This is a genomic window from Pseudomonas phenolilytica, assembly GCF_021432765.1.
Classification (GTDB): Bacteria; Pseudomonadota; Gammaproteobacteria; order Pseudomonadales; family Pseudomonadaceae; genus Stutzerimonas; species Stutzerimonas phenolilytica.
This window is the reverse complement of sequence record NZ_CP058908.1, coordinates 1,502,401-1,517,903: the sequence shown is the minus strand read 5'-3', so window position 1 is coordinate 1,517,903 and position 15,503 is coordinate 1,502,401. Positions and strand designations below refer to the sequence as shown.

Annotated in this window: 16 protein-coding genes; 10 read left to right on the top strand and 6 right to left on the bottom strand. The window is 66.9% G+C overall.

The genetic code is table 11. From position 1 onward, the window contains the following. Window positions 1-12 precede the first annotated feature (12 nt). A complete protein-coding gene (locus HU825_RS07170) occupies window positions 13-2,853 on the top strand; it encodes a class I adenylate cyclase (protein ID WP_234303383.1) in 2,841 nt (946 codons plus the stop codon). A 22-nt stretch (window positions 2,854-2,875) separates the two neighbouring features. On the opposite strand, the gene rnk is transcribed toward HU825_RS07170, so the two are convergent. Beyond that, the gene (gene rnk, locus HU825_RS07165) at window positions 2,876-3,283 is read right to left on the bottom strand and encodes a nucleoside diphosphate kinase regulator (RefSeq protein WP_008568359.1); all 408 of its coding nucleotides are present in this window, start codon (window positions 3,281-3,283) and stop codon (window positions 2,876-2,878) included. A 130-nt stretch (window positions 3,284-3,413) separates the two neighbouring features. Beyond that, a complete protein-coding gene (gene cyaY / locus HU825_RS07160; protein WP_043297889.1) occupies window positions 3,414-3,746 on the bottom strand; it encodes an iron donor protein CyaY in 333 nt (110 codons plus the stop codon). A gap of 167 nt (window positions 3,747-3,913) precedes the next feature. Between cyaY and lptM the strand changes: the two genes are divergently transcribed. The 6 genes from lptM (at window position 3,914) to HU825_RS07130 (ending at window position 8,511) form a co-directional block, all read left to right on the top strand. Continuing rightward, window positions 3,914-4,054, top strand: coding sequence for an LPS translocon maturation chaperone LptM (gene lptM / locus HU825_RS07155; protein ID WP_234303201.1), 141 nt, complete (start codon window positions 3,914-3,916; stop codon window positions 4,052-4,054). Window positions 4,055-4,066: 12 nt separating this feature from the next. Further along, the gene (gene lysA / locus HU825_RS07150; protein ID WP_234303200.1) at window positions 4,067-5,314 is read left to right on the top strand and encodes a diaminopimelate decarboxylase; all 1,248 of its coding nucleotides are present in this window, start codon (window positions 4,067-4,069) and stop codon (window positions 5,312-5,314) included. Between the two features lie 10 nt (window positions 5,315-5,324). Further along, window positions 5,325-6,155 carry a diaminopimelate epimerase gene (gene dapF, locus HU825_RS07145; protein ID WP_234303199.1) on the top strand — a complete coding sequence of 277 codons (831 nt, stop codon included), beginning with the start codon at window positions 5,325-5,327 and terminating at the stop codon, window positions 6,153-6,155. Beyond that, complete coding sequence (locus HU825_RS07140; protein ID WP_054094430.1) at window positions 6,152-6,847, top strand: DUF484 family protein; 696 nt, start codon at window positions 6,152-6,154, stop codon at window positions 6,845-6,847. The genes dapF and HU825_RS07140 overlap by 4 nt, the downstream gene beginning before the upstream one ends. A 63-nt stretch (window positions 6,848-6,910) precedes the next feature. After that, the gene (gene xerC / locus HU825_RS07135) at window positions 6,911-7,810 is read left to right on the top strand and encodes a tyrosine recombinase XerC (RefSeq protein WP_077682715.1); all 900 of its coding nucleotides are present in this window, start codon (window positions 6,911-6,913) and stop codon (window positions 7,808-7,810) included. Further along, on the top strand, window positions 7,807-8,511 hold the full coding sequence (locus HU825_RS07130) for an HAD family hydrolase (RefSeq protein ID WP_234303198.1): 705 nt from the start codon (window positions 7,807-7,809) through the stop codon (window positions 8,509-8,511). Before xerC ends, HU825_RS07130 begins: the two co-directional genes overlap by 4 nt. 47 nt (window positions 8,512-8,558) lie before the next feature. On the opposite strand, the gene sutA is transcribed toward HU825_RS07130, so the two are convergent. The 4 genes from sutA to glnK all read right to left on the bottom strand — a co-directional run bounded on the left by sutA (window position 8,559) and on the right by glnK (window position 11,218). After that, window positions 8,559-8,894, bottom strand: a complete 336-nt coding sequence (gene sutA / locus HU825_RS07125) for a transcriptional regulator SutA (RefSeq protein ID WP_008568368.1) — start codon at window positions 8,892-8,894, stop codon at window positions 8,559-8,561. Window positions 8,895-8,968: 74 nt separating this feature from the next. Beyond that, on the bottom strand, window positions 8,969-9,394 hold the full coding sequence (locus tag HU825_RS07120) for a secondary thiamine-phosphate synthase enzyme YjbQ (RefSeq protein ID WP_043297883.1): 426 nt from the start codon (window positions 9,392-9,394) through the stop codon (window positions 8,969-8,971). Between the two features lie 127 nt (window positions 9,395-9,521). Further along, on the bottom strand, window positions 9,522-10,838 hold the full coding sequence (locus HU825_RS07115) for an ammonium transporter (RefSeq protein ID WP_043297882.1): 1,317 nt from the start codon (window positions 10,836-10,838) through the stop codon (window positions 9,522-9,524). A gap of 41 nt (window positions 10,839-10,879) precedes the next feature. Continuing rightward, the gene (glnK, locus tag HU825_RS07110) at window positions 10,880-11,218 is read right to left on the bottom strand and encodes a P-II family nitrogen regulator (protein ID WP_003096476.1); all 339 of its coding nucleotides are present in this window, start codon (window positions 11,216-11,218) and stop codon (window positions 10,880-10,882) included. A gap of 384 nt (window positions 11,219-11,602) precedes the next feature. On the opposite strand from glnK, the gene HU825_RS07105 reads away from it, so the two are divergent. The 3 genes from HU825_RS07105 to HU825_RS07095 all read left to right on the top strand — a co-directional run bounded on the left by HU825_RS07105 (window position 11,603) and on the right by HU825_RS07095 (window position 15,486). Further along, window positions 11,603-11,863, top strand: a complete 261-nt coding sequence (locus HU825_RS07105) for an accessory factor UbiK family protein (protein ID WP_008568387.1) — start codon at window positions 11,603-11,605, stop codon at window positions 11,861-11,863. Between the two features lie 35 nt (window positions 11,864-11,898). Next, window positions 11,899-13,395 carry a YifB family Mg chelatase-like AAA ATPase gene (locus tag HU825_RS07100; RefSeq protein WP_234303197.1) on the top strand — a complete coding sequence of 499 codons (1,497 nt, stop codon included), beginning with the start codon at window positions 11,899-11,901 and terminating at the stop codon, window positions 13,393-13,395. A 117-nt stretch (window positions 13,396-13,512) separates the two neighbouring features. Beyond that, the gene (locus HU825_RS07095) at window positions 13,513-15,486 is read left to right on the top strand and encodes a BCCT family transporter (protein ID WP_234303196.1); all 1,974 of its coding nucleotides are present in this window, start codon (window positions 13,513-13,515) and stop codon (window positions 15,484-15,486) included. Window positions 15,487-15,503: the final 17 nt, after the last annotated feature.

Genomic DNA, 15,503 nt, shown 5'->3' with positions numbered 1-15,503 from the left:
CTGCACACCGCAATGACCCGCACCCCACCCATCCAGCCGATTCTCGAGGAAGGCATCGACCGCAAGGTGCTTGCTACCCTGCGCGCGCGGTTTCTGACGCTGAGCGCGGCACGTCTGGAGCGTGCGATGCAGGGGATGTCGACGCGCCAGCAGCAGGCGCTCAAGCTGCTGCCCCTGCTGTTTCACGTCAACCATCCGCTGCTGCCCGGCTATGTCGCGGCGAGCACGCCGGCGGGACTGTCGAGCTTCGAGCCGGATGCCGAATTGCTCGCCGAAGCACAGCGCCTGACCCGCTCGTTCACTTACAAACCATTGCGCGGCCGCCCGGACCAGCCGATCTGGGGGCTGTACCTGATGGGCAGCCTCGGCACCGTGGCGCAGGAGGAACACAGCGACCTCGACGTATGGGTCTGCCACGATCCGGCACTCGATGCCCGCCAGCTCGACGAACTGCGCCGCAAATGCGACCTGCTGACGGCCTGGGCTGCCAGCCTGGGCAGCGAAGCGCATTTCTTCCTGGTCGACCCGCAGCGCTTCACCCAGGGCCAGCGCGAGACGCAGCTCACCTCCGACGACTGCGGCACCACTCAGCACTACCTGTTGCTCGATGAGTTCTATCGCACGGCGATCTGGCTCGGCGGTCGCACGCCGGTCTGGTGGCTGGTGCCGGCCTACGAGGAACACCGCTACCACAGCTATGTGGAAACCCTGCTGGAGCGGCGTTTCGTCCGCGCCGAGGACGTGCTCGATCTCGGCCATCTGCAGCAGATACCGCCCGGCGAGTTCGTCGGCGCCGGGCTCTGGCAGCTGTACAAGGCCATCGAAGCGCCCTACAAGTCGTTGTTCAAGCTGCTGCTGGTGGAGGTCTATGCCAGCCAGCATCCGCAGGTGCATTGCCTGGCGCTGGCGTTCAAGCAAGCGGTGTACGTCGGCCAACTGAAGATCGAGGAGCTCGACCCGTACATCTGCGCCTATCGCGCCATCGAGCAATACCTGCGCGACCGCGACGCACCCGAACGCCTCGAGCTGGCCCGGCGCTGCCTGTACCTGAAGGTCAACCGCCCGCTCAGCCGCCCCCCGCGCAACCGCAACAAGAGCTGGCAACGCGTGTTGCTCGAGCAGCTGGTACGCGACTGGCAGTGGGACGAGCGCCTGCTCGCCCGGCTCGACGACCGCAGCCGGTGGAAGGTGCGCCAGGTCATGCAGGAACGCCAGGCGCTGGCCAACGAACTGGCGCTCGGCTACCGCTTCCTCAGCGATTTCACCCGTCAGCAGCAGGCCGCCAGCTCGGTCAGCCGCCGCGACCTGAGCGTGCTCGGCCGTCGCCTGTTCGCCACCATCGAACGCAAGGTCGGCAAGGTCGAGGTGCTCAATATCGGTATCTCGCCGAACATGGCCGAGGACAGCCTGACGCTGGTGCATGGCGAGGACGCCGCCGGTGATCTGTGCTGGTCGCTGTTCACCGGCAGCCTGAACGCCCAGGAGTGGGCGAACTTCGCCCCGCTCAAGCGCACGCGCGAACTGATCCCGCTGCTCGCCTGGTGCCACCGCAACGGCGTGATCGACGCCGGCACCCGCGTCTCGCTGTTCGCCGGCGACAGCGGCGTGAGCGAGCTGGAGCTGTTCAACCTGCTCAGCGAGCTACGCCAGGCACTGCCGCTGCCCCTGCCGCCGGTTGATGCACAGACGCTGCTCGCCACCGCGCAGCCGCGCACGGTGCTGCTGCTGGTCAACATCGGCCTTGATCCGCTCGACCAGCGCTCCCTGTTGCAGATGCCCGACGATGGCGCGCACAGCGACCCGCTGGACTATGCCGCGGCGCGGGAGAATCTGGTGCTGAGCATCGATCAGGTGCAGCTGAGCAGCTGGAACGAGCTGATCGTCAGCCGCTACGAAGGTCCGCACGCGCTGCCCGACTGCCTGCGCGACCATCTGCAGAGCCTGCCGGCCGATGGCGACGAAGTCCCGCAGTTGCAGGTGCGCTGCTTCTCGCGCAATCGCGGGGCGGCCATCGCACGGCGAGTCGAGGAGCTGCTGCTGGAGGCACGCCTGCAGCTCGCCCGCGTGCACAGTCGCTACCTGCTGCAGGTGCGCCAGCAGTTCCATCTGCTCGAACGCCGGCCCGACAGCGTCCGCGCCACCAGCCTGAACGACCGCACCGCGCTGCTCGCCCATCTGGGCGAGGCGCATCACGTCTATCGTCCGCTGCGGCTCGATCGGCATGCGCTCAAGGACGATGACCTGCGCCTGATTCTGCCGTTGGCGCGCGCCGACTGCCTGCAGCTGTTCTATCGCATACGCGGCGAGACGGCCGAGCTGAGCATTCTCGACGAGTGCAACGCACTGTGGTGCCAGCGCCTGCCGTGCCGCGACGAACAGCAGTTACTGATGCCGCTGCTGCGCTTCCTGAGGTCGGTGGAGTATCGGCGCAACGCTCGTGTGCCGCTGCACGGGGATGACGGCGAGGCGGCCTTCGACATTCAGCTCTACCGCCTGCACGGCGACCCGCGCGAACCGTCGGCCAGCGTGGAGCGGCGCGCGCTACCGCAGGGCGGGACGAGCGATGCCTGCTACGAAGTGCAGGCCATTGTCGAACCGGGCGAGACGCGCTCGCAGGTGACGCTGTACTGCAACCACCGGGAGTTTTCCGAGCTGGAATACGGCGCCCGGCTGTGTATCGCGGTCGCCGAACACATTCTGTCGCAGCGCCGCGATGGCGAGCGCTACCCCTGCTACATCACCGACCTGGATCTCTCGGGCATGCATGGCAGCGGCCGCAGCCAGACGGTGCAGCTGCTGCGCTACAAGGCGCGGCTCGAAGCCGCGCTGAACGCCGCGCTGGCGCAGCTCTAAGCGCGCCGCGCGGTCGCCGGCATCACAGGCCGGTGTCGCCCGCCGCTTCCGGCTGATATTCCACTTCCAGCAGCGTGAGCTTGATGACCTTGCCGCCCGGGGTCGGCCAGTCGATGTGCTGGCCGACGCTCATGCCCAGCAGCGCGGTGCCCACCGGCGCCAAAACCGACACGGTGCCCGGCTTGCCGGCATCCTGCGGATAGACCAGCGTCAGGTGGTAATCCTTGCCGCTGCCCTCCTCACGGCAATGTACGCGCGAATTCATGGTCACGACGCCAGCGGGCATCTCGCTGCGCGAGACGACCTTCGCCCGCGACAACTCCTGCTCCAGCGCTTCGGCAGCCGGGCCGTACTCGTCCAGGCTGTCGAGCAGCCGTTCGAGCCGCTGCAGATCGAGTTGGGTAAGGATGATCGACGGTGCACTGGTCATGGGTTCTGGCTCGCTCCTGTGAAATCCAAACGCAAAAAAAGCAAAACCCCGCCCGAAGGCGGGGTTTTGTGACCTGCGGCGACCGTATCACAGCCGCTCGAATTAGCAAAGAGAGCCGCGTGGGGCCCGCTCAGAGGTCCTCGAAAGCCAGCGCTTCGCCGCCCTGCTCCTGGGTGACGCGCGCCAGCAGTTCACCCAGGCGCTCCTCGCTGCTGTCGCAGACCCACAGCGCGGCCTCCTCGTCGTAATCAAAGTGAAAACCACCGGAGCGTGCCGCGACCCACAGCTGGCGCAGCGCCGGCTGGCGGCTGAGGATCAGCTGGCTGCCGTTGGCGAAACGCACGGTCAACACGCCGCCGGAGTTCTCCAGATCGACATCCAGAGCGCTATCGTCGAATGCATCCTCCACCTCTTCCTGGGCGGCGTCGACGAGATCGTGGTAGCGGGCTTCGCTCAGGCTCATGCGGGGGTCCTCAAGGTGGCGAGCGACCGGCGGTCGCATCGAGGACGCGAGCTTAGCAGGCCCGTCGCAAACCAGGCGAGCCGGCGCCGCCGCCGCGGCTGCTCGATAGGCAATCCGCCGGGTGCTGGGTATACTCCGGCCATTCGATTTTTCAAGGATTGTCCCCCATGAAGCGTCTGCTGCTTCCCCTTGTCGCGCTCGCCATTCTCGCCTCCGTTCTCGGCGGCTGCGGCCAGAAAGGCCCGTTGTATCTGCCGGACGACGAGGCCACCGCCAAAGAACGTTCCAAAGACCGTTTCGAACTCTAAAGGAGGCTGATCATGGAGGCCTTCTCGTACCGCGACGGTCAACTCTTCGCGGAGGGCGTGGCGCTGCCTGCCCTCGCACAACGCTTCGGCACACCGACCTACGTCTATTCGCGCGCGCACATCGAAGCCCAGTACCGGGCCTATGCCGATGCGCTGGATGGCATGCCGCATCTGGTCTGCTTCGCCGTCAAAGCCAATTCGAATCTGGGCGTACTGAACGTGCTGGCACGCCTAGGCGCTGGCTTCGACATCGTCTCGTGCGGTGAACTGGAGCGTGTGCTGGCCGCCGGCGGCCAGCCGGACCGTATCGTCTTCTCCGGCGTCGGCAAGACCCGCGACGACATGCGTCGCGCGCTGGAAGTCGGCGTGCACTGCTTCAACGTCGAATCCACCGACGAGCTGGAGCGCCTGCAGCAGGTCGCCGCCGAGCTGGGCGTCAAGGCTCCGGTGTCGCTGCGGGTCAACCCGGACGTCGACGCCGGCACCCACCCGTACATTTCCACCGGGCTGAAAGAGAACAAGTTCGGCATTGCCATCGCCGATGCCGAAGCGGTCTACGCCCGCGCCGCCGAGCTGGCGAATCTGCAAGTGGTCGGCGTCGACTGCCATATCGGCTCGCAGCTGACCAGTCTGCCGCCGTTCCTCGATGCGCTGGACCGCCTGCTGGGGCTCATCGACCGTCTGGCCGCGCGCGGCATCCACATCCGTCACCTGGACCTGGGCGGCGGTCTCGGCGTGCGCTACCGCGATGAGCAGCCGCCGCTGGCCGGCGACTACATCCAGGCCGTGCGCCAGCGCATCGAAGGCCGCGGCCTGGCGCTGGTGTTCGAACCGGGTCGCTCGATCGTCGCCAACGCCGGCGTGCTGCTGACCCGCGTGGAATACCTCAAGCACACCGCGCACAAGGATTTCGCCATCGTCGACGCGGCGATGAACGACCTGATCCGCCCGGCGCTCTACCAGGCCTGGATGAACGTCGTTGCGGTGCAGCCGCGCCAGGGCGAAGGCCGCCGTTACGACATCGTCGGACCGATCTGCGAGACCGGCGACTTCCTTGCCAAGGACCGCACCCTGGAGCTGGCCGAGGGCGACCTGCTGGCCGTCTGCTCGGCCGGTGCCTACGGTTTCGTCATGAGCTCCAACTACAACACCCGCGGCCGCGCCGCCGAGGTGCTGGTGGATGGCGACGAGGCCTTCGAAGTACGCCGTCGCGAAAGCGTGCAGGAACTCTACGCCGGCGAAAGCCTGCTGCCCCGTTGAGGCCAACCCGATGCTTTTGCGCTTTACCAAGATGCACGGGCTGGGCAACGACTTCATGGTCATCGACCTGGTCAGCCAGCACGCGCACATCCAGCCCAAGCACGCCAGGCAGTGGGGCGACCGCCACACCGGCATCGGCTTCGATCAGTTGTTGATCGTCGAACCGCCGCAGAATCCGGACGTCGACTTCCGCTACCGCATCTTCAATGCCGACGGCTCGGAAGTGGAGCAGTGCGGTAATGGCGCGCGCTGCTTCGCCCGCTTCGTGGTCGACAAGCGCTTGACCGTCAAACGCAAGATCAAAGTCGAAACCAAGGGCGGCATCATCGAGCTGGACATCCGCCCCGACGGGCAGATTCGCGTCGACATGGGGCCGCCCCGCCTGAAGCCCGCGGACATCCCTTTCCAGGCCGACGCCGAGGCGCTGAGTTACCCGCTGGATGTGGCCGGCCGCCGCGTGGAGCTTGCCGCCGTGTCGATGGGCAATCCCCATGCCGTGCTGTGCGTCGACAGCGTCGACAATGCACCCGTGCACGAACTGGGACCGCAGATCGAACACCACCCGCGCTTCCCGCAGCGGGTCAACGTCGGCTTCCTGCAGGTGATCGACCGTGACCATGCGCGCCTGCGCGTGTGGGAACGCGGAGCCGGCGAGACCCAGGCCTGCGGCACCGGCGCCTGCGCCGCGGCGGTCGCGGCGATCCGCCAGGGCTGGATGGATTCGCCGGTGCAGATCGACCTGCCCGGCGGCCGTCTGTCCATTGAATGGGCAGGTCCCGGCCAGCCCGTTATGATGACCGGCCCCGCCGTTCGCGTTTTCGAAGGACAGGTTCGCCTATGACCGAGCAGACCCCGGCCGCCGCGCCGCTGCCCGACGCCGAAGTCGTCGCCGCCTACCTGCGTGCCCATCCGGAATTCTTCGTCGATCACGACGAGTTGCTCACCGAACTGCGCCTGCCGCACCAGCCCGGCGCGGCCGTGTCGCTGGTCGAGCGCCAGGTCAAGCTCCTGCGCGAGCGCAACATCGAGATGCGCCATCGCCTGTCGCAGCTGATGGATGTCGCCCGCGACAACGACCGGCTGTTCGACAAGACTCGCCGGCTGGTGCTCGACCTGCTCGACGCCAGCAGCCTGGAAGAGGTGGTCAGCGCCGTCGAGGACAGCCTGCGCCATGAATTCCAGGTGCCCTACGTCAGCCTGATCCTGTTCAGCGATGCCGTGCTGCCGGTGGGGCGCAGCGTCAGTCCGGCCGAAGCCCAGCAGAGCATCGGCGGCCTGCTCGCCGGCGGCAAGACCATCTGCGGCGCGCTGCGCGCCCACGAACTGGCCTTCCTGTTCGGTGAGGAGCACAGCGCCAGTGTCGGCTCGGCAGCGGTGGTCATGCTCGATCAGCAGCTCGGCGCGCTGGCGATCGGCAGTCCCGATCCGCAGCATTACAAGAGTTCGCTCGGCACGCTGTTCCTTGGTTACATTGCCGAGGTGCTGGCGCGAGTGCTGCCGCGCTTCGCCACGCCGCTACGCTCGGTGCGCTGAGCCTCCGCGGTTCCCCGGCAGGCTGTCCGGCCGGCGCAGTGCCGGCCATCGTTGGGAGGCCCCGTGCAAACCGATCTCGATCGCTATTTCCAGCACCTGCACAGCGAGCGACAGATGTCGCCGCATACCCTGGACGGCTACCGCCGCGATCTGGCCAGAGTGCTCGCCTTCTGCGAGCGCCAGTCGGTGCAGCAGTGGGCGGCGCTGCGCGGCCAGCAGGTGCGCCAGCTGATTGCCGAACTGCATCGCCAGGGACTGTCCAGCCGCAGCCTGGCGCGTCTGCTGTCGTCGCTCCGCGGATTGTATCGCTACCTCAATCAGGAAGGCCTCTGCGCGCATGATCCAGCCAGCGGCGTCAGCGCGCCCAAGGGCGAGAAGCGCCTGCCGCGGCTGCTGGACACCGATCGCGCGATGCAGCTGCTGGACGGTGCTGTCGAGGACGACTTCATCGCCCGTCGCGACCAGGCCATGCTCGAGCTGTTCTATTCCTCCGGGCTGCGCCTGTCCGAGCTGGTCGGTCTGAATCTCGACCGGCTCGACCTGGCCGCCGGGCTGGTACGAGTCGTCGGCAAGGGCAACAAGGAGCGTGAGCTGCCGGTAGGACGCCAGGCGCGCGAGGCGCTGCGCGCCTGGCTGCCGCTGCGGGCGCTGGCCAATCCGGCCGACGGCGCGGTATTCATCGGCCAGCAGGGCCGCCGTCTCGGCCAGCGCGCGGTGCACAAACGGGTGCAGGCTGCCGGCGCCCGCGAGCTGGGCCAGCGCCTGCATCCGCACATGCTGCGCCACAGCTTCGCCAGCCATCTGCTGGAGTCGTCGCAGGACCTGCGCTCGGTGCAGGAACTGCTCGGCCACGCCGATATCGGCACCACGCAGATCTATACCCACCTGGACTTCCAGCACTTGGCCAAGGTCTACGACCAGGCGCATCCACGAGCCAGACGCAAGCAGGACGACGAATCGTGAACCTTCGCCTGATCACCTTCGACCTCGACGACACCCTCTGGCAGGCCAAGCCGATCATCCAGGGCGCGGAGCGGGCGCTGCGCGACTGGCTGGCGACCAACGCGCCGCTGCTCGGCGACTTCCCCATCGAGGCGCTGGGCGCGATCCGCCGCATGCTGATCGAGCGCGAACCCGCGCTGCGCCACCGCATCAGCGAGCTGCGCCGGCGGATTCTGTTCCACGCGCTGACGGATGCCGGCTACGAGCAGGCGCAGGCGCAGCAGCTCACCGACGCTGGCTTCCGCGTGTTTCTCGACGCCCGCCATGCGATCGAACTGGCGCCGGAGGTGCTGCCCACGCTGGAATGGCTGGCCAATCACTACATCCTCGGCGTGCTCACCAACGGCAATGCCGATGTGCGACGACTGGGGCTGGCCGACTACTTCCAGTTCGCCCTGTGTGCCGAGGACCTGGGCATCGGCAAGCCCGACCCGCGGCCGTTCCGCGAGGCGTTGCGGCTGGCCGGCGTGAGCGCGGCGGAAGCCGTGCACATCGGCGACCACCACGAGGACGACATCTTCGGTGCCCAGCAGGCCGGCTTCCGCGCCATCTGGTACAACCCGCAGCACCTGCCGTGGCAACAGGCACGCCGGCCGGAGGCCGAAATCCACAGCCTCACGGAGTTGCCCGGCCTGCTCCGGCACTGGCGCTCGGGCTGCTGAAACGAAAGAGCCCGCACGATGGCGGGCTCTTCGCTTGGCGCGCGGACTCAGATGGGCCGGCTGCCGTACTTGCTGTCGGGCTTCTTGGGCGGATCGGCCACCACGTTCGGCTCGACTTCCTGCACCTTGCCGCCACGCGCGAGGAACTCTTCCATCGCCCGGGCCAGCGCATCACGTTCCTTCTGCTTGGCTTCCAGGCTGGGCAGCTCATCCGGCTCGGCAGCCTTGGCCTTGGCCTTCTTCGGCGTCGGCGTGGCGCGCTCGCTGTCGGTGCCCTCGTCGTCCAGAGCCTCGTCGCCGTCGTCGGCCGCGCTCAGCTCTTCCTCCCCGTCTTCCTCGTCAGTCACGTCCAGATCGTCTTGTTCGAGTTCTTCGTCGCTCATGTTCAACCTCGTGGCTCGCCAAAGCGGTAGTTATAGCCCAGCGATGCACAACCTCTGGCATCGCCAAAAAAAATTCAACTCTGCATGCCATGCAGGGTCGCCAGCACTTGCCTGGCGCCTCCCTGCTCGCGGTGCTCGCCGAGATAGATGCCCTGCCAAGTGCCGAGCGCCAGGCGCCCGGCGGAGACCGGAACGCTCAACTGACAGCCCAGCAGGCTGGCCTTGAAGTGCGCCGGCAGATCGTCCGGCCCCTCGTAATCGTGTTCGTAGCCCGGCTCGCCCTGAGGTGCCAGGCGATCGAAAAAACGCTCGAAATCGCGTCGGACCGCGCCATCGGCGTTCTCGTTGACGGTCAGCGACGCCGAGGTATGCCGCAGCCACAGGTGTAACAGACCGACCTCGCAGCGCCGCAGTTCCGGCAACGCGGCCTGCAGCTCGTCGGTGATCAGATGAAAACCGCGCGGACGCGGGCGCAGCGTGATCAGGGTCTGTTGCCACATGCTGGAAACCCGGGCTCGGAGGCGAATCGGGCGCATTCTAGCGCGGTCGCGAAAAAAGCAAAGGGCGCCAAAAGGCGCCCTTGCCAACCGCTGCGTGATGGTTGCGCGCTGGTCGCGCGGGATGTCGCTAGAGGTTGTAGCCGCGTTCGTTGTGCAGGCTGAGGTCCAGGCCCACGGTTTCCTCTTCGTCGTTCACCCGCAGGCCCATCACCGCGTCGATCACCTTGAGGATCACGAAGGTGACGATGGTGGTGTAGACCACGGTGAACAGCACACCCTTGAACTGGATCCACAGCTGCAGCGCGATGTTCTCCACCTCGCCGAAGCCACCGAGCGCCGGCGCCGCGAACACGCCGGTGAGCAACGCGCCGACGATGCCGCCGACGCCGTGCACGCCGAAAGCATCCAGCGAGTCGTCGTAGCCGAGCTTGCGCTTGAGGCTGGTGGCGCAGAAGAAGCAGATCACGCCAGAAGCCAGACCGATGATCAGTGCGCCCATCGGACCGGCAGTGCCCGCAGCCGGAGTGATGGCGACCAGACCGGCAACCACGCCCGAGGCGATGCCCAGTGCGCTGGGCTTACCGTGGGTGATCCACTCGGCGAACATCCAGCTCAGGGCCGCCGCGGCGGTGGCGATCTGCGTCACCAGCATGGCCATGCCGGCAGTACCGTTGGCGGCGGCCGCCGAGCCGGCATTGAAGCCGAACCAGCCGATCCACAGCATGGCCGCCCCCATCAGCGTCAGACCGAGGTTGTGCGGGGCCATCGGCGTGACCGGGAAGCCCTTGCGCTTGCCCAGCACCACGCAGGCCACCAGACCGGCGATACCGGCGTTGATGTGCACCACGGTGCCGCCGGCGAAATCCAGCACGCCCCAGTCCCACATCAGACCGCCGTCGCCGCCCCAGACCATGTGCGCGATCGGCGCGTAGACCAGGGTGAACCAGACGGTCATGAAGATCAGCATCGCTGAGAACTTCATGCGCTCGGCGAAGGCACCGACGATCAGCGCCGGGGTGATGATGGCGAAGGTCATCTGGAAGGTTATGAATACGCTTTCGGGGAAGGCGCCGACCAGGCTGTCGACCGTCAGGCCGCTGAGGAAGGCGCGCTCCAGGCCGCCGACGAAGGAGCTGAAGTTGGTCACTCCCGCCTCCATGCCGGTGGTGTCGAAGGCCAGGCTATAGCCGTAGACCATCCACAGGACGCTCATCAGGCCGGTGATGGCGAAGCATTGCATCATCACCGAGAGGATGTTCTTCGAGCGGACCATGCCGCCGTAGAACAGTGCCAGGCCAGGGATCGTCATGAACAGCACCAGCGCGGTGGCGGTGAGCATCCATGCCGTATCGCCTGAATCCAGCGTCGCGTCCTGTGCCAGCGCGAGGCCGGGGCTTAGCAGGGACAATAGGGCTCCTAGCCCTGCGAATTTGCGCAGAGTCATGGTGTTACTCCTGGGGCGTGAGGGGGTTCGTTGGGGGTGCGTTAGATCGCGTCGGTATCGGTTTCGCCGGTACGGATGCGAATGGCCTGTTCCAGATTGACGACGAAGATCTTGCCGTCGCCGATCTTGCCGGTGTTGGCCGCCTTGGTGATGGCCTCGATCACGCGATCGAGCTGATCGTCGGCGATGGCCACGTCGATCTTCACCTTTGGCAGGAAGTCGACGACGTATTCAGCACCGCGATACAGCTCGGTGTGCCCCTTCTGACGACCGAAGCCCTTGACCTCGGTGACGGTGATGCCCTGGACGCCGATTTCGGACAGCGACTCGCGCACGTCGTCCAGCTTGAACGGCTTGATGATGGCAGTGACTAGTTTCATGAAACTTCTCCCGTTTAGGTGGACTTGCCCCAGAAGTACGAACCCGCAGCAAGTCTAAGCTGGTGTCCGGCTCTTGTAACGCCCGGACTGCTTGCCAGGCGCAGGTCCGACTGCGTGCCCGTCCGTTGTGCGATCCAACCGGGCGCCGCACTGGTGCATGCGTCGAAAGGGTCATAGCAGAATCGATGCCAGGTTGACGAAACGCCCGCCCGGCAAGGCGCCAGGCGCCGCGAGCATGCGCCCGCAGGGAAAAGGCAGCACAGCGATGCACCAGAATGGCGCACGGAGGCCGGTGGGCCTGCGCAAATCCTGTGCAGCCTCGGGCACGGCCTGCACAAAAACGCGCGTGCTACACTGCCGGCCGTTCAAATGCAGGTACCTGTCATGCTGCCACCCAAAGCCTTCCTCGACGCCCTCGGTTCCCAGGCCTCGCGCCTGTTCAACGGCGACACCCCGCTGCCGCGCCCCGAGTTCGAAGCCCAGCTCAAAGCCGTGGTGCAGGGCGCGCTGAACAAGCTCGACGTGGTCAGCCGCGACGAATTCGACAGCCAGATGGTGGTGCTCGCCCGCACCCGCGCGCGCCTGGAGGCGCTGGAAGCCAAGGTCGCCGAACTGGAAGAAAAGCTCACGCCGCCCGTGTCCTGACCGACCGGGCCGCGACACGATCAAGGAGTGATCGAATGTCCCTGGCCATCGTCCACAGCCGCGCACAGAGCGGCGTCGAAGCGCCGCCGGTGACCGTCGAGGCGCATCTGGCCAACGGCCTGCCCTCGCTGGCGCTGGTCGGGCTGCCGGAAACCGCAGTGAAGGAAAGCAAGGATCGCGTGCGCAGCGCCATCCTCACCTCCGGTTTCGACTTCCCTGCCCGACGCATCACCCTCAACCTCGCACCCGCCGACCTGCCCAAAGACGGCGGTCGTTTCGACCTGGCCATTGCCTTGGGCATTCTCGCGGCCAGCGGTCAACTGCCGGCCGAGCGCCTGGACGGGCTCGAATGCCTGGGCGAGCTGGCGCTTTCCGGGGCGCTGCGTCCGGTGCAGGGCGTGTTGCCCGCCGCGCTTGCCGCTCGCGCCGCCGGCCGCGCGCTGCTGGTGCCGCGGGCCAATGCCGAGGAAGCCAGCCTGGCGTCCGGCCTGACCGTGTATGCCGCCGACCACCTGCTGGAAGTCGCGGCGCATTTCAGCGGCACCACGCCGCTGACGCCCTATGTCGCCCAAGGCCTGCTGCGCCAGGTGCTGCCCTACCCGGACCTGGCCGACGTGCAAGGCCAGCTCGCCGCCAAGCGCGGCCTGCTGGTCGCCGCGGCGGGTGCACACAACCTGTTGTTCTCCGGCCCGCCCGGCACTGGCAAGACACTGCTGGCCAGCCGTCTGCCCGGCCTGCTGCCGCCGCTGGACGAGCAGGAAGCGCTGGAAGTCGCGGCGATCCAGTCGGTAGCCAGCCACGGCCCTCTGGCGCACTGGCCGCAGCGGCCGTTTCGCCAGCCGCACCACAGCGCGTCCGGTCCGGCGCTGGTCGGCGGGGGCAGCCGGCCGCAGCCTGGCGAGATCACCCTGGCGCACCAGGGCGTGCTGTTTCTCGACGAGCTGCCGGAGTTCGATCGCAAGGTGCTGGAGGTGCTGCGCGAGCCGCTGGAATCGGGGCAGATCGTCATTGCCCGTGCACGCGACAAGGTGCGCTTCCCAGCGCGCTTCCAGCTGGTGGCGGCGATGAACCCCTGCCCTTGCGGCTATCTCGGCGATCCCGGCGGACGCTGCCGCTGCACCCCGGAGCAGATCCAGCGCTACCGCGGCAAACTGTCCGGCCCGCTGCTCGATCGCATCGACCTGCACCTGACGGTCGCGCGCGAAACCACCTCGCTGAATGCACCCGCGCAGCATGGCCAGAGCAGCGCGGAAGTGGCCGCTCAGGTGGCGGCCGCACGCCAGCTGCAGCTGCGTCGTCAGGGCTGCGCCAATGCCTTTCTCGACCTCGCCGGCCTGCGCCAGCACTGTCGGCTGGACGGCGTCGACCAGCAATGGCTGGAGCACGCCTGCGAACGCCTCGGCCTGTCGCTGCGCGCCGCGCACCGCCTGCTCAAGGTAGCGCGCACGCTGGCCGACCTGGACGCGACGGTGGAAATCTCCCGTCAGCACCTCGCCGAAGCGCTGCAATACCGCCCCGCCGCCCAGGCCTGACACGCTGCGCGGCGCCGGCAAGCGCGCCGTAGACACCAGGGCCGTTTCGTTGTCTATGTTAGATTGGTGCGCTTTCGCCACAGGCGGCCACTCCCCAGACCCACGAAGGAGCGCAGCATGGAGGCAAGAAGGTCTTCCGCTACAACCATCAATCCGCCGGTCTTCTACAGCTCGGCATTCATCATCCTGGCGCTGGTGATCTACAGCGTCGCCCTGCCGAAACACGCGCAGTCGCTGTTCAGCACGACCCAGGCGTGGATCGTCGCCCACCTCAGCTGGCTGTACATCCTCGCCGTTGCGCTGATCCTGCTGATGGTGGTGCTGCTGGCGCTCAGCCGCTACGGCGACATCAAGCTCGGCCCCGACCACAGCGAACCCGACTACTCACGTACCACCTGGTTCGCCATGCTGTTTTCCGCCGGCATGGGCATCGGCCTGATGTTCTTCGGCGTCGCCGAACCGGTAATGCACTTCCTCTCGCCACCGGTCGGTGAAGGCGGCAGCGTGCTCGCCGCGCGCGAGGCGATGAAGATCACTTTCTTCCACTGGGGCCTGCATGCCTGGTCGATCTACGCCATCGTGGCGATGATCCTGGCCTACTTCGCCTACCGCCACGGTCTGCCGCTGGCACTGCGCTCGGCGCTGTATCCGCTGATCGGCGAGCGTATCCACGGGCCCATCGGGCATGCGGTGGATACCTTCGCGATCATCAGCACCGTGCTTGGCGTGGCTACCTCGCTGGGCCTGGGCGTCACCCAGATCAACACCGGCCTGAACCACCTCTACGGCCTGCCGATCTCGCTCCCGGTGCAGATTACGCTGATCCTGGCGACCATGGCGCTGGCCACGCTCTCGGTAGTCAGCGGACTGGACAAGGGCGTACGCCGGCTGTCCGAGCTGAACCTGTCGCTGGCGGTGCTGCTGATGGTGCTGGTGATGATCGTCGGGCCGACGGTGTTCATCCTGCAGACGTTCGTGCAGAACACCGGCAGCTACCTGGCGGACATCGTCAACAAGACTTTCAACCTGTACGCCTACGAGCCGAACGACTGGATCGGCGGCTGGACGCTGTTCTACTGGGGCTGGTGGCTGGCCTGGTCACCCTTCGTCGGCCTGTTCATCGCGCGCATCTCGCGCGGACGGACGATCCGCGAGTTCGTGGCCGGCGTGCTGCTGGTGCCGACCGCATTCACCCTGCTGTGGATGACGGTGTTCGGCGACACGGCGATCCACATGATCCTCTGGGAAAACGTCAGCAGCCTCGGCGAAGCCATCGAGCGCGACAGCTCGCTGGCGCTGTTCGCCTTCCTCGAGCACTTTCCCTTCTCCGGGCTGCTGTCGCTGCTGGCGATCGTCATGGTGGTGGTGTTCTTCGTCACCTCGGCGGATTCCGGCGCCATGGTGGTCGACATGCTGGCTTCCGGCGGCAATGACAACACCCCGGCGCGCCAGCGCATCTTCTGGGCCATGCTGATGGCCGGCGTGGCCATTGCGCTGCTGCTGGCCGACGGCCTCACCGCGTTGCAGACGGCCACCATTGCCAGCGCGCTGCCCTTTGCGCTCGCGCTGCTCTGCTCGATGTGGGGCCTGCTCAAGGCGCTGCGTATCGATGCGACCAAGCAGGGCCTGCGCTACCAGGCGATCACCACCTCGCCAGCCACGCCGCGCGCCTACAGCGACTGGCAGCGCCGCCTGCGCAATCTGACGATGTTTCCGCGACGCCGCCATGTGGTGCGCTTCATTGCCGAAGTGGTGCGTCCGGCCTGTGAGGCGGTTGCCGAGGAAATTCGCAAGCAGGGCTACGGCGCCACGGTCAGCGAGGGCGAGGACCAGCGCATCCGCATCGAAATCGTCCACGAGGGCGAGCCCGACTTCCTCTACGAGGTGCGGCCACGCGCCTACGTGATGCCCAGCTTCGTGCCGCGCAGCGAGGACGACGAGCCCGGCGAGCGCAAGTACTTCCGCGCCGAGGTGCACCTCAAGGAAGGCGGCCAGGACTACGACGTGATGGGCTGGAGCCGCGAGGGCGTGATCGGCGACATCCTCGACCAGTACGAGAAACACATGCACTTCCTGCACATGGTGCGCTGACGCAAGGCGTCGGGTTG